We start from the raw sequence: 12,587 nt of genomic DNA, 5'->3' as shown, positions 1-12,587 counted from the left end.
AAACCTTTCCTGCCCTTCCTAGGACATTTGCTAGTGCCCCTTCGCACGTCCGCTGCCTAGACTGATCCAGTCGAGGTAACGATCATGAACAAGCTCCGCGCACTCCCACTCACCACGCTCATCGCTCTGGTCACTTTACCCTTTGCTCTCCCCAGCCAGCGCGCCATCGCGCAGACCCAGCTCCAGGGAGTCATCGACGGCCGCAGCGGCCCAACCATGTCCGTCAAGCAGGTCGACTCTCCCGATGTCACCGTTCTCCTCACCGACAGCACCAACGTCGGCGAGGTCGAAGGCGTCTTCCACGGCCGCACCAAGCAGATGCCCATGACCGCCCTCATCCCAGGCCTTCCCGTCCAGGTCAAAGGCACCTACAACGGCCAGAACCAGCTCGTCGCCGACAGCGTCAAGTTCAAAGGCTCCGACCTCAAAGCAGCCATGGACGCCCAGGCCGGCCTCCAGCCCACCGAGCAGAAAGTAGCCGCCAACAGCGCGGCGATACAGCAAAGCCAGGAGGAGCTAGCCGCCCAACAAGCCGCCCTTCAGGCACAACAATCCCAGCTCACCGCCGAGCAGCAGAAGATCGCCGCCAACAAAGCCGCAATCGCCGCCGACAACAAGCGCTTCGGCGAACTCGGCCAATACAACATCCTCGGCGAAACTACCGTCCTCTTCGGCAACGGCAAAACCACCGTCGAGCCGCAGTACCAAGCCCAGATCCTGCAGTTGGCCCAGCAGGCCAAAGGCGTCACTGCCTACATCATCCAGGTTCAGGGCTACGCCTCTGCCGTCGGCAGCGCTGCACTGAACCAACGACTCAGCAGCGAACGAGCCAGCGCCGTCACCGCGATCCTCGAGCAACAGGGCCAGATCCCCCTCACCAACATGCTCGCTCCCGGCGCCATGGGCACATCGTCCCAGGTTGACTCCGACAAAACCGCAGAAGGCCAGGCCGAAAACCGTCGCGTAGTAGTCAGAATCCTGCAAAACAAAGGCATCGCCGGCAGCTAACCATCAATTTCATCACAAACAGAAGTGCCCGAGCCAAAGCCCGGGCACTTTCATTGACGAAGCTGACTAGCTGAAGATATCCTTCACCTTCTCAAACAGCCCACGCGACGTCGGCGTATTCTCCACCACCATCGTCTCGCTCAACTGTTTTAGTAACTCTCTCTGTTGCTTATTCAACTTCCCAGGCGTCTGCACACGAATCTCAACGATCAGGTCGCCCTTTCCATGCGAGTTCAGATGCGGCACACCTTTGCCCCGCAGCTTGAACGCCTTCCCACTCTGCGTTCCCTCGGGAACCTTGATCGTCGCTGCACCTTCGAGCGTCTGTATCTCAAGCTCCGTCCCCAACGCCGCCTGCGGAAACGAGATCGGCATCACACAATGCAGATCGTCTCCATCGCGCTCGAAGAACTTGTGAGCCTTCACGCTCAGCACAACATACAAATCGCCGGCAGGTCCCGCAAACTTACCCGACTCCCCTTCGCCCGAGTAGCGAATCCGCGTATCCTGCTCCACACCCGCAGGCACCTTTACCAGAATGCTGTGCTCTCGCTGAACCACGGTCTGGCCCTTGCACGTCTGGCAAGGATCAACGATCAACGTTCCCGTCCCTGAGCAAACCGAACACGTCCGCGCCACAGAGAAGAAGCCCTGCTGAAATCTCTGCTGCCCACGTCCACCACACTGCGTGCAGGTCACCGGAGCCTTGCCCTTCGCCGCGCCCGTTCCCTTGCAATCCGTGCAGGTCTCTTGGCGTCGGATGGTGATCTCCTTCTCCTTGCCGAAGACCGCCTCCTCAAACTCGAGCGTCAGGTCGTACCGCAGATCGCGGCCACGCTGCACACGCGAAGCCTGCCGCCCGCTCCCGCCCATGTTGAACATCTCGCCAAACAGATCGCCAAAGATGTCCCCAAGATCCTGTGCATTGCCGCTGAAACCGCCGCCAAACGGGCCACCTGCACCGCCCCCACCACCCTGGAACGCAGCATGCCCATACCGGTCATACGCGGCCCGCTTGTCGGGATCGCTCAGCACCTGGTACGCCTCGCTGCACTCCTTGAACTTCTCCTCGGCCTTTGGGTCGTCTGGATTGCGATCCGGGTGATACTGCATGGCCAACTTCCGATAGGAGGTCTTCAACTCCTGATCGCTCGCGTCCCGCGAAACACTCAACACTTCGTAGTAGTCAACCTTCGTCACGTTTGCCGTCGCCATATGTCTCTAGAATCTCTCTCTAATTCTCTCGAACCAAACTAAAAAAAGCACCAACAAACTCCACTCAGACTCACACCGGCCCAATTCAAAACATCGTCCTTGCCTTCGCTGCTGTACTCGTCTTTGCAGTTGCTTTTTTGTGTACTCGTCTTTGCAGTTGCTTTTTTGGTTCTACTTGTCTTTGCAGTTGCTTTTTTGGTTGTACTTGTCTTTGCAGTTGCTTTTTTGGTTGTCATCCCGCAGGGATCTGCTTTTGCAGTGGCTGTCGCCTGTTCTTTTATTGTCATCCCCGAATCGGATCTGCCTACGTTCTTGCCTTCGCTGCTGTACTTGTCTTTGCAGTTGCTTTTTTTAGTTGTCATCCCGCAGGCATCTGCTTTTGCAGTTGCTGTCACCTGTTCTTTTATTGTCATCCCCAAAGCGGATCTGCGTATGTCCTTGCCTTCGCTCCTGTACTTGTCTTTGCAGTTGCTTTTTTGGTTGTCATCCCGCAGGGATCTGCTTTTGCAGTTGCTATCGCCTGTTCTTTTATTGTCATCCCCAAAGCGGATCTGCGTATGTCCTTGCCTTCGCAGCCGTTTTTTCCCTCATCAGCCATCCCATTCCACACGGTAATTGCCTTTGCCTCTAGGTAACCCAAGGCTTCAGCCTTGGGCCTCCCTGCGAACGAAGAAGAAAGGGGCTTCAGCCCCTGGGGTATGCCTTCTTCTCCCGACCAATCATTAATCCGCAACCTGATCCGCATTCGCCGCGATTCTCACCAGCGCAGGACGCAGCAGCTTCTCACGAATCTTGTATCCCCGGCGAATCTCCTCCAGCACCTGGTGGTCCGGGAACTCCTTCGTTTCGATGCTTCCCAGAGCCTCGTGGATTCGAGGGTCAAACTGTGTCCCGACCGTCTCTACCGGCTGAACATTCAGACCCTTCAGCGCATCTTCCATCTGCTTCAGAATCAGCTCCACGCCGGCTCTCAGCTGCTCTGCCGTTCCATCCGCCTTCAACGCCAGTTGAAAGTTATCCATCACGCCAAGAAACGGTTCAACCGTATTCGATACCGTGTAGTCCCTGGAGTCGGCCCGCTCCTTGATCTCACGCTTCCGCGCATTGTCGAACTCGGCCTGCAGCCGCACCAGCCGATCCAGTAACTGGTCCCGCTCCCCCTTCAACTGCTCCAGCTCCGCCTGCGCAGAGCTAACCTCGTTGACCGGCTCAACATCAGAACCCAAAACCACCTCCGGGTCGGTAACTCCCTGCCCGTTCATCTCATCCTGCATCTCTTTAGAGCTCCTCATCGTAGTACCTCTTCTATTGTTGCCCATCCGGGCCCATCGCGCGAACTCGTCTCTCGCATTCATTGCAAAACCCCTCTACATCGCGTCCGCACAAACTCGTAAACCTCGCCGCTGCCTTTACCGTTGCCTTGGCTTTTCTTATTGTCATCCCCGAAGGGGAATCCCTGTTGCCTTTCCCATTGCGCGGCCTATTTGTTGCCTTTCCATTGCGCGGCCTACTTGCGTGTCATCCACAGGGATCTGCCTCTATCTTTGCTTTACCGCCTGCTTTTCGCCTCTGCCGTTGCTTCTAGGTAACCCAAGGCTTTAGCCTTGGGCTCTCGACGAACACAGAGGGAGAGGGGCTTTAGCCCCTGGGGTATACCTTCCTCTGCCACTACGAAAAATAAATCCCAAAACCCTGGCGTATTTTCCAGCTCCAGAGAAGTGGCCGCCAAAACACCACGTTCACCACACGAACCACCACAAACTGACCACAAAATCACCACAACAAACACTCTATTTTCTCAAAAAACCCTGCAAAAACCACGTCCCACCACGCCCAAAAAAATCACTCTTCCGGATGCATCATCCGGTCAAAAACCTGCGCAATATAGCTCACCGCATTCATTGTGTTCTCGTAGTGCATCCGCTTCGGCCCAATCACCCCGACCGTTCCGCGGCTCTCCCCACCCATCCGCGCCGGCGCCGCAATCAGCACAAGTCCCGCCATTTCAGGAGCTTGCTCCTCCAGATCGAACACTACCCTCACGCTCTCCTGCCGCGCATCGATGTAAGCATTCAACAGCTCCACCAACCGCTCCTTCGCCTCCAGCGCCGTCAAAACCTCCCGCAAACGTTCCCTATCCTCTTGAGAACCAACGAGATTCGCTACTCCGTCCACATACACCGTCTGCACCGGAATCTCCGCCTCCGGCACCGCCTTCATCCAAAGCTGCTGCACCGAGTTCAAAAGCCTCTGATATTCGCTCTTCTCCCGCTCCACCAACCGCGCTATCTCAGCCCTCACCCGCTCCACGCTCCAACCGCGAAAGTTCTCATTCAGAAAATTCGCGGCGACCTCTAACTCCCCCACAGTCAAATCTTTATCGAGCGCAAGCACCCGATCCCGCACCAGCCCGCTCCGGGTCACCACAACAGCCAGCACCCGCGCAGGAGCCAACCGCGAGAAGTGCACATGCTCCAACATATCCCCATCCGCTGCCGCCGCAATCGCCACGCCCACCCCACTCGACAGCGTAGCCAGCACATGCGACGTCCGCTCCAGCACAGCCTGCGTCCCCGCAAGCCCCACAAAATTCGAGTCAATCTCCGAGCGTGACCGCGCCGACAACCGCCCAGCATCAATCCTGGGGTTCGCGCCACGGCTCAACTGCTCCACAAACATTCGAAACGCCCGCGCCGTAGGCACCCGCCCCGCCGACGTATGCGGCTGCTCCAGCAGCCCCGCGTCGGCCAGCTCCGCCATCTCGTTCCGCACCGTAGCGGGACTAAGCCCCGAGCTTTCACCGAGTTGCAGCCGCGCGATCGTCCCTGACCCGACCGGCTCGCCCGTCTCGATATAGCTCTCGATAATGGCCGTCAGAATAGCTCTCTGCCGCGCCGAAACCCGCTCCGCATCCGCCATCCATCCCTCCACTCTTTAACTCTACGCCCGCCGTCAAGCCCGCAAAACCGACCAAAGCGAACAGTCTCGAAGGGTATACGAGTCACGAAGTGACCGCCCCGCGCGCAGCGGGTTCGTCCGGCGAGGACAAGTCCTTACGAAATCTCCAACACATCCTCACTCTTCGCCGCAATCTCCTTAGCCTTCTCCGCAACCTTAGCCGCAATCAGGTAGAAATCCTTCGCCAGCTTCGACTCCGGCCCTGCAAGTGACACAGGCAGCCCCTTATCCCCGCCCTCGCGAATCTGCGGATCCAGCTCCACCGCCCCAAGAAACTCCAGCCCAAACTGCGCCGCCGTCCGCTCCGTCCCACCAGCGCCAAACACATCAATCACCTGCCCATCCGGCAGCGTCATCTGGGACATATTCTCCACCAGGCCAATCACCTCCACCTTCACCTGGTGAAACATCTCCAACGCCTTGCGCGCATCCTGCAACGCCACACCCGAGCCCGTCGAAACCACAACAGCACCAGTCAGCGGCACCGTCTGCACCAGCGAAATCACCACATCGCCTGTCCCCGGAGGCAGATCGATGATCAAAAAATCCAACTCTCCCCACTCCACCTGCTGCAAAAACTGCCGAATAATCTGGTGCAGCATCGGGCCGCGCATCACCATGGGCTTATCTCCAGGCGAGATCAACCCCACCGAAATAAACTTCACCCCATGCGACAAAATCGGCTCAATCCGATTCTCACCGACAATATTCGGCTGCCGCGTAACCCCCAGCATCATAGGCACATTCGGGCCATAAATATCGGCATCGATCAACCCAACCTTGTACCCCAGTTTGCCCAGCGAAACGGCCAGGTTCACTGCAACGGTAGTCTTCCCCACTCCGCCTTTTCCACTACCAATCGCCACAACATGCGCCACACCCGGCAGAGGCTGCGGCCCCTGCGGTACTCCTGCTCCTGTATGTCCCATAACCTTCTCCTAAACTTCAACCGTCTTTATTTGCTGCTAACTAGTGTTTTTGCGGTTGCCGGTTTTTTTGTTGTCATTCCGTAGTGCAGCGGAGGAATCTGCTTCACCGCCGCGACGGCTACACGTGCCAGCCGGCTCCAAGCGCTGCCCGCATCTCTTTCTTCCTCTGCGTCTCACCAGCGCGCATCTCCCGTCGTCGTCCTGCGTCCTCAAATCGACGCTTCTGGTGCTCTGTCTCCGGAACGACCTGCGGCACAACCAGTCGGTTCCCCTCGCGATCCACTGCGACAAACGTCAGATATGCCGAAGAAACATGGCGCAACCGCTGCTCCCTTACGTCCTCAACCATCACCCGTACACCAATCTCCATTGAAGTCCGAAACGCACGGTTCACACTCGCCTTCAAAATCAGCAACTCCCCGACTCGCACCGGAGCCACAAAATCCAGATGATCCATACTCGCCGTCACTGTAAACGCTCGCGCATGTCGCGAAGCAGCCATAGCTCCCACCAGGTCGATGTACTGCATCAACCGACCGCCAAACAAGCTTCCCAACGCATTCGAGTCCGCAGGCAGGACAATCTCGCTCCGCTCAGACTGCGATTCAGCCACCGTACGTTCTAAAACCGAATCGCTCATTCCTACAAGTCTAAATCGCCACGGAATCCTTTGCAGAGATGATGCCGCGAGAATGATTGCGAGGTTTCATGTCGCAACTCTAAAATCATCTTCCTCGGTCTCTGCTCTACGCTCGTAACCAGCCAACTTGCCAACTTCACCCACAACACAGCACCATCAGTAAATGGACAAGATCGCAGCCCTCACCGAAATCCTCCACGCCGACCCCACCAACGCCTTCGCCCGCTACGGCCTCGCCATGGAGCACATCAGCCAGGGACAAACCGACACGGCGCTAGCCGAGTTCGCCACCCTTATTCACCACAATCCCGACTATGTTCCCGCCTACCAGATGTCCGCCCAGACCTTCGCCAAGCTGGACCGCACGCAGGAAGCCCTCGACCGTCTCCACCTTGGCATCGCCGCCGCCAATCGCACGAACAACCAGCATGCCCTCGCCGAGATGGAAGCACTACGCAGCGATCTCGAATCCTGAATCCGCTGCACCTGAACTTTGGCGGAGTGATCTCGGAGCAGTCTTCCTTTACTTTTTGGCAAGTGAACGAACGTAAATCACCATATTCCACATATCGTCCGGCTTCGCGCGGTCCCCTTCACCCGGCATCTGACCCTTGCCATTCTTGATGATGTAGAAGATCTGTCCGTCAGTCAGGTCTTTCAGCGCTGCCGGATCGGTGTAGTCCTTAAGGCTTAGCTTCATATCGGCAACGAGATCCCCCTTGCCATTCCCACTCTCTCCGTGGCACATGGCGCAGTCATATCCATATACTTTCTTGATGTGGGCCTGGGATTCGGGCGTGGGCTTCACCGGATTAACCATTCGAGCGGCTTCCGCAGGAATCACCGAAGCGGGTGGCGTGGTTGTCGGTTGCTGGAACGAAGATACCAAGAGCAGTAGCGTGGGAAGAGCGAACAAAGGCTTCAACATGCGAGCCACCTATATTACGGACGGAATACTATGCCTTTGGAAGGCGGATGGAAACATAAAATCCGTCCCGCGCTCTCCCGAACCCTTCGGTCCAGCCAAACATCTATACTTGAACCATGGCGACTTCCCTACCGGCAACCCTAGGCGCCCTCCGCGCCAGCGAATTCACCCCAGCCCGCCTTGCCCGTAGCGTCAAAGACGAGCTCCGCGAAAATCTCATCGCCAAACTCCGCGAATCTGCGAAGACCAAAGCTCCGCTCTTCCCCGGAATCGTCGGCTACGACGACACGGTCGTTCCCCAGATCATCAACGCTGTCCTTTCAAAGCACAACTTCATCCTCCTCGGGCTCCGCGGCCAGGCAAAGTCCCGCATCCTCCGCTCGCTCACGACGCTGCTCGATCCACACTCTCCCTACGTCGCAGGCTCAGAGGTCCGCGACAACCCCTACGCGCCCATCTCAAAGTTCAGCCGCGACCTCATCGCAAAGATGGGCGACGAAACCCCCATCGCGTGGATGAGTCCCGACGACCGCTTCGTAGAAAAGCTCGCCACACCCGACGTAACCGTAGCGGACCTCGTCGGCGACATCGACCCCATCAAAGCCGCGCGCAGCAACCAGGACCTCGGCAGCGAACTCACCATGCACTACGGCCTGCTCCCCCGAGCCAACCGCGGCATCTTCGCCATCAACGAGATCCCCGACCTCGCTGGCAAAATTCAAGTGGCCCTCTTCAACATCATGCAGGAGGGAGACGTCCAGATTAAGGGCTACCCAGTCCGCCTGCCCCTCGACGTCGCCATCGTCTTCTCCGCAAACCCGGAGGACTACACCGCTCGCGGCAAGATCGTCACTCCGCTCAAAGATCGCATCGGCAGCGAGATCCGCACTCACTACCCCGAAGACGTCGAGGAAGGCATCACCATCACCGCTCAAGAGGCCTGGTCAACGCGTCCAGCATCGCAGATCGAGATTCCCCACTACATCCGCCAAATCGTCGAACAGATCGCCTTCTCTGCCCGCGAAGATAAGAAGGTCGACAAGCGCAGCGGTGTCTCGCAGCGACTACCCATCAGCACTATGGAGCTCGTCATTTCGAACGCCGAACGCCGCGCCCTTCTTCACGATGAATCAGTTGCCGTACCTCGTGTCGGAGACATCTACACAGCTCTGCCCGGTATCAGCGGCAAGATCGAACTCGAATATGAAGGCGAGATGCGCGGAGCCGACACTGTCATTCGCGAGATCATCCGTCAGTCTGTCGCCACCGTCTTTGACAAGTACTTCGCCGCGACTAACACGCAGCAGATCGAACAGTGGTTCAATCTAGGCGGAACAGTCCAGCTCAACGATGCACAGGCGTCCAGCGGTTCGCTCGAAGAGTTGAAACAAATCCAGGGCCTCATCGAGAAGCTGTCGCCGCTCGAAATCAACTCAAAGTCAAAACCTGAGGTCACGGTCAGCGCCGCAGAGTTCCTCCTCGAAGGCATGTACGCTCACAAACGCCTCAGCCGCACCGAAGAGCGCAGTTTCAGCGCTGCCGAAAAGAAGTCCCGCAACGATCAGGCATCGCAATACGCCGAAAAGATGCGCGAACGCGAGATCGAACGCGACGACTACGCCAAAAACCGTACCCGCCGCGGCTTCAACTAACCAGCAACCGCTACTGAGTTCTATTTGGTTGTCATTCCGCAGCGAAGCGGAGGAATCTGCTGTTACAGCCCAACGTCATGCTACTGACTTCCACCCTCGCACTCCTCGCCCTCGCCGTACAACCAGAGAAGCCGCGCCCTCACATCCCTGCTAGCCAGCTCACCGACATCGCCACCATCCTTGCTCACGACGAAGGCTGGCCCCTCGGTGACCCCGACTACACGCTCGACCCCATGAAGCCTGACACTGATGACGGCTTCGACTCGATCGGCATCTACAAACAAGCTCATCTCGTCCGTATGTATTCCATCGACCGCAGCACAGGCGACGTGGTCGACTTTCTACGCGGCTGCCAAATCTTTCGCTTCGACGACATCAAGCACTTCCAATCGAAGATCAAAGAATCGTCACACGCTCCTTCTCTCACCGACAAGCAACTGGCAGCCAAAGTAGGCTGTCCAAAACTCACCGTCGTCAACACCCGCTGGGTCCACTAGGCGAAAACTATGAAGCGCGTCCGATACACAAAGTTCACCGGCGACCTCGCCTCCTCCTTCGGCCTCGAAGACCTCATGCAGGCCCTCTCCGACTTCCTGCTCGATTCAGGATTCAACGATCCCATGTCCCGCTTCCAGGAGTTCAACGGCGACCAAACGATGGACAACCTGCGCGAAGCCATCCGTCAGGCGCTCGACTCCGGCGAACTCTTCGACGACGAAGCACAGGAAAAGTACGAAGCCCTCTCCGAAGACCAGGTCGAAGAACTCATCGATCAGATCATCCAGAAGATGCAGGAGCAGAACTTCATCAACGCCGAGATGCCCGAACAAGGCGAAGGCCAGCAAGGCGACGGCAACGGCGAAGCCCGCTTCGAAGTCACCGACAAGGGCATGGACTTCCTCGGCTACAAAGCTCTCCGCGAACTCCTCGGCCCCTTGGGCAAATCCAATCTCGGCCGCCACGACACCCGCCACGAGGCAGCTGGCGTCGAGACCAACGGCAGCTCCAAGCTCTATGAGTTCGGCGACACCCTCAACCTCGACATCACCGCAACGCTCTCCAGTGTCTTTGCCCGCGAAGGCCTTGCCACCGCTATTCAAGGTGAAGAACACGCCCCGCTCAACATCTACCACTCCGATATCCACGTCCACCAGTCCGACTATCAATCGTCCTGCGCCACGGTGGTCCTCCTCGACTGCTCCCATTCCATGATCCTCTATGGCGAAGACCGCTTCACACCCGCGAAACGCGTCGCCATGGCGCTCTCGCATCTCATCCGCACCCAGTTCCCCGGCGACACCCTCAATCTCGTGCTCTTCCACGACACCGCCGAAGAGATTCCCGTCTCTCAACTCTCTCGCGTCAAAGTTGGTCCCCACTACACGAACACCCGCGAAGGCCTCCGCATGGCCCAACGCATCCTCGCCCGCCAAAACAAAGACATGAAACAGATCGTCATGATCACCGACGGCAAGCCTTCTGCACTCACCCTCCCCGACGGCCGCATCTACAAAAACGCCTTCGGCCTCGACCCTCTCGTTATCTCCGAAACCCTTGAAGAAGTAGCTCGCTGCAAGCGCTCCAACATCATGATCAACACCTTCATGCTCGCCAGCGACTTCTCACTCATGCAGTTCGTGCAAAAAGTCAGCGCCATGTGCCGCGGCAAGGCTTACTTCACCACCCCTGAAAACCTAGGCAACTACCTGCTCATGGACTTCATGTCCCGCCGCATGAAAACTGTCCATTAATACTGAGCGGATCGTTTCGACTCTCGCTTAGCGTCAATGAAAACTGTCCTTTAAATGTGCACGACGCAGTCAGTACCACGCTACGCTAAGGAACAAACGCAACATTGCGATGCTCGAGCATCAATGGAATTCAAGCTGAATAAATCCTTCCGCCCATGGTGAAGCAAAAAGAACAAAACTCATCTCCCTTGAGCAGCCGCTACTCTCACGCATGGCGAGCTCTCCGTCACCGCAACTTCCGTCTCTACTTCACCGGCCAAAGCATCTCGCTCATCGGAACATGGATGACCCGCGTTGCCACCAGCTGGCTCGTCTACCGACTCACCGGCTCGGCCCTCCTGCTTGGAGTCGTAGGCTTCGCAGGTCAAATCCCCACCTTCCTTCTGGCTCCGTTCGCCGGAGTCCTCGTCGACCGCCTCAACCGCCGCAACCTACTCGTCTGGACTCAGGTTCTCGCCGGCCTCCAGTCCCTCGCCATCGCCGGCCTCACTCTCGCTAAAGTCATCACCATTCACGAAATCATCGCCCTTAGCGCATTCCAGGGTCTCATCAACGCCTTTGACATGCCCGGCCGCCAGTCTTTTCTCATCCAGATGGTCTCTGACGACACCGGCAAGCCGGAAAAGCAGGACCTAAGCAATGCAATCGCCCTCAACTCCTCGATCGTCAACATGGCTCGTCTCGTCGGTCCCGCTCTCGCCGGACTCGTGATCGCAGCCGTCGGAGAAGGCTACTGCTTCGCCATCGATGGAGTCAGCTACATTGCCGTTGTCGTTTCATTGCTCATGATGCGCGTCCCCCCATCCACGCTCAAACGCGCCACATCCTCCATGCTCGAACAGCTTCGCGAGGGGTGGTCGTACGTCGTCAACTTCCGCCCCATACGCACCATCCTCACCCTCTTCGCGCTCCTCAGTCTCATGGGAATGCCCTTCATCGTACTCATGCCAATCTTTGCCTCGCAGGTCCTCCACGGTGACCCTCACACACTCGGCTACCTCACCGGAGCATCAGGTGTAGGCGCACTCATCTCCGCTCTCTCGCTCGCGCTGCGCAAATCTGTTCGCGGCCTCACCACCATGATCCAGATCGCCGCCATCATGTTCGGCTCAGGACTCATCCTCTTCGGACTCTCTCGCCACCTTGCCCTATCGCTGTTCCTCATGCTCGTCGTAGGCTTCGGTATGATGCAGGGTCTCGCCGCCAGCAATACCGTTATCCAAACGCTGGCACCAGAAGACAAGCGCGGCCGCGTCATGAGCTACTACACGATGGCCTTTGTCGGCATGACACCCTTTGGCAGCCTTCTCGCCGGCGCCCTCGCCCACAGATTCGGCGCACCCCACGCCGTGATGATCACCGGTGCATTTTGTCTTGTCGGCGCCGCTTGGTATACCACTCAGCTCAGATCCATCCGTGCCGTCATGCGCCCCATCTATATCGAGATGGGTATCCTCAAAGATCCCTCCGAACCAGTCCTCGAAGAGCAAGCAGGCACCAGCTAGA

The 12,587-nt window shown here is 57.7% G+C and carries 14 protein-coding genes; 6 read left to right on the top strand and 8 right to left on the bottom strand.

All coding sequences use genetic code 11. The annotated features are described in order from the left end of the window. The first annotated feature begins 84 nt into the window (after window positions 1-84). A complete protein-coding gene (locus RBB82_RS15660) occupies window positions 85-1,008 on the top strand; it encodes an OmpA family protein (RefSeq protein WP_433971682.1) in 924 nt (307 codons plus the stop codon). Between the two features lie 66 nt (window positions 1,009-1,074). Here RBB82_RS15660 and dnaJ read toward each other — a convergent pair whose 3' ends face one another. From dnaJ to RBB82_RS15625, 7 genes are all read right to left on the bottom strand, one after another. Further along, the gene (dnaJ, locus tag RBB82_RS15655; protein WP_433971681.1) at window positions 1,075-2,223 is read right to left on the bottom strand and encodes a molecular chaperone DnaJ; all 1,149 of its coding nucleotides are present in this window, start codon (window positions 2,221-2,223) and stop codon (window positions 1,075-1,077) included. 38 nt (window positions 2,224-2,261) lie between these two features. After that, window positions 2,262-2,636 carry a hypothetical protein gene (locus RBB82_RS15650; RefSeq protein WP_433971680.1) on the bottom strand — a complete coding sequence of 125 codons (375 nt, stop codon included), beginning with the start codon at window positions 2,634-2,636 and terminating at the stop codon, window positions 2,262-2,264. Next, window positions 2,633-2,968, bottom strand: a complete 336-nt coding sequence (locus RBB82_RS15645) for a hypothetical protein (protein WP_433971679.1) — start codon at window positions 2,966-2,968, stop codon at window positions 2,633-2,635. Before RBB82_RS15645 ends, RBB82_RS15650 begins: the two co-directional genes overlap by 4 nt. Next, window positions 2,946-3,515, bottom strand: a complete 570-nt coding sequence (locus RBB82_RS15640) for a nucleotide exchange factor GrpE (RefSeq protein ID WP_433971677.1) — start codon at window positions 3,513-3,515, stop codon at window positions 2,946-2,948. Before RBB82_RS15640 ends, RBB82_RS15645 begins: the two co-directional genes overlap by 23 nt. Window positions 3,516-4,065: 550 nt before the next feature. Then, window positions 4,066-5,142, bottom strand: coding sequence for a heat-inducible transcriptional repressor HrcA (gene hrcA / locus RBB82_RS15635; RefSeq protein ID WP_433971676.1), 1,077 nt, complete (start codon window positions 5,140-5,142; stop codon window positions 4,066-4,068). Between the two features lie 134 nt (window positions 5,143-5,276). After that, window positions 5,277-6,110: an Mrp/NBP35 family ATP-binding protein gene (locus RBB82_RS15630; protein WP_433971673.1), complete on the bottom strand. Its 834-nt coding sequence runs from the start codon at window positions 6,108-6,110 to the stop codon at window positions 5,277-5,279. Window positions 6,111-6,228: 118 nt separating this feature from the next. Further along, window positions 6,229-6,750 (bottom strand): acyl-CoA thioesterase, encoded by a 522-nt coding sequence (locus RBB82_RS15625; protein WP_433971671.1) that lies wholly within the window; start codon window positions 6,748-6,750, stop codon window positions 6,229-6,231. 163 nt (window positions 6,751-6,913) lie between these two features. Between RBB82_RS15625 and RBB82_RS15620 the strand changes: the two genes are divergently transcribed. Beyond that, window positions 6,914-7,225, top strand: a complete 312-nt coding sequence (locus RBB82_RS15620) for a tetratricopeptide repeat protein (protein ID WP_433971669.1) — start codon at window positions 6,914-6,916, stop codon at window positions 7,223-7,225. A gap of 48 nt (window positions 7,226-7,273) precedes the next feature. Here the strand turns inward: RBB82_RS15620 and RBB82_RS15615 are convergent, their stop codons facing one another. Further along, window positions 7,274-7,678: a c-type cytochrome gene (locus RBB82_RS15615; protein WP_433971667.1), complete on the bottom strand. Its 405-nt coding sequence runs from the start codon at window positions 7,676-7,678 to the stop codon at window positions 7,274-7,276. Window positions 7,679-7,794: 116 nt separating this feature from the next. On the opposite strand from RBB82_RS15615, the gene RBB82_RS15610 reads away from it, so the two are divergent. The 4 genes from RBB82_RS15610 (at window position 7,795) to RBB82_RS15595 (ending at window position 12,586) form a co-directional block, all read left to right on the top strand. Continuing rightward, a complete protein-coding gene (locus RBB82_RS15610) occupies window positions 7,795-9,330 on the top strand; it encodes a sigma 54-interacting transcriptional regulator (protein ID WP_433971665.1) in 1,536 nt (511 codons plus the stop codon). Between the two features lie 77 nt (window positions 9,331-9,407). Next, entirely contained in the window at window positions 9,408-9,827 is a 420-nt protein-coding gene (locus tag RBB82_RS15605; protein WP_433971664.1) for a hypothetical protein, read from the top strand. A gap of 9 nt (window positions 9,828-9,836) precedes the next feature. Next, complete coding sequence (locus tag RBB82_RS15600) at window positions 9,837-11,081, top strand: vWA domain-containing protein (protein ID WP_433971662.1); 1,245 nt, start codon at window positions 9,837-9,839, stop codon at window positions 11,079-11,081. Between the two features lie 155 nt (window positions 11,082-11,236). After that, window positions 11,237-12,586: an MFS transporter gene (locus RBB82_RS15595; RefSeq protein ID WP_433971660.1), complete on the top strand. Its 1,350-nt coding sequence runs from the start codon at window positions 11,237-11,239 to the stop codon at window positions 12,584-12,586. Window position 12,587: the final 1 nt, after the last annotated feature.

This window comes from Tunturiibacter lichenicola, assembly GCF_051013355.1.
In the GTDB taxonomy this organism is placed as follows: domain Bacteria; phylum Acidobacteriota; class Terriglobia; order Terriglobales; family Acidobacteriaceae; genus Edaphobacter; species Edaphobacter lichenicola_F.
Note: the sequence above shows the minus strand (reverse complement) of the source record. Positions and strands in the feature narration are given on the sequence as shown.

Bases quoted from the DNA above. Each gene is read 5' to 3' on its own strand.
- RBB82_RS15660 (WP_433971682.1), top strand. From the start codon at position 85: ATGAACAAGCTCCGCGCACTCCCACTCACCACGCTCATCGCTCTGGTC.
- dnaJ (WP_433971681.1), bottom strand. From the start codon at position 2,223: ATGGCGACGGCAAACGTGACGAAGGTTGACTACTACGAAGTGTTGAGT.
- RBB82_RS15650 (WP_433971680.1), bottom strand. From the start codon at position 2,636: ATGACAATAAAAGAACAGGTGACAGCAACTGCAAAAGCAGATGCCTGC.
- RBB82_RS15645 (WP_433971679.1), bottom strand. From the start codon at position 2,968: ATGCGGATCAGGTTGCGGATTAATGATTGGTCGGGAGAAGAAGGCATA.
- RBB82_RS15640 (WP_433971677.1), bottom strand. From the start codon at position 3,515: ATGAGGAGCTCTAAAGAGATGCAGGATGAGATGAACGGGCAGGGAGTT.
- hrcA (WP_433971676.1), bottom strand. From the start codon at position 5,142: ATGGCGGATGCGGAGCGGGTTTCGGCGCGGCAGAGAGCTATTCTGACG.
- RBB82_RS15630 (WP_433971673.1), bottom strand. From the start codon at position 6,110: ATGGGACATACAGGAGCAGGAGTACCGCAGGGGCCGCAGCCTCTGCCG.
- RBB82_RS15625 (WP_433971671.1), bottom strand. From the start codon at position 6,750: ATGAGCGATTCGGTTTTAGAACGTACGGTGGCTGAATCGCAGTCTGAG.
- RBB82_RS15620 (WP_433971669.1), top strand. From the start codon at position 6,914: ATGGACAAGATCGCAGCCCTCACCGAAATCCTCCACGCCGACCCCACC.
- RBB82_RS15615 (WP_433971667.1), bottom strand. From the start codon at position 7,678: ATGTTGAAGCCTTTGTTCGCTCTTCCCACGCTACTGCTCTTGGTATCT.
- RBB82_RS15610 (WP_433971665.1), top strand. From the start codon at position 7,795: ATGGCGACTTCCCTACCGGCAACCCTAGGCGCCCTCCGCGCCAGCGAA.
- RBB82_RS15605 (WP_433971664.1), top strand. From the start codon at position 9,408: ATGCTACTGACTTCCACCCTCGCACTCCTCGCCCTCGCCGTACAACCA.
- RBB82_RS15600 (WP_433971662.1), top strand. From the start codon at position 9,837: ATGAAGCGCGTCCGATACACAAAGTTCACCGGCGACCTCGCCTCCTCC.
- RBB82_RS15595 (WP_433971660.1), top strand. From the start codon at position 11,237: ATGGTGAAGCAAAAAGAACAAAACTCATCTCCCTTGAGCAGCCGCTAC.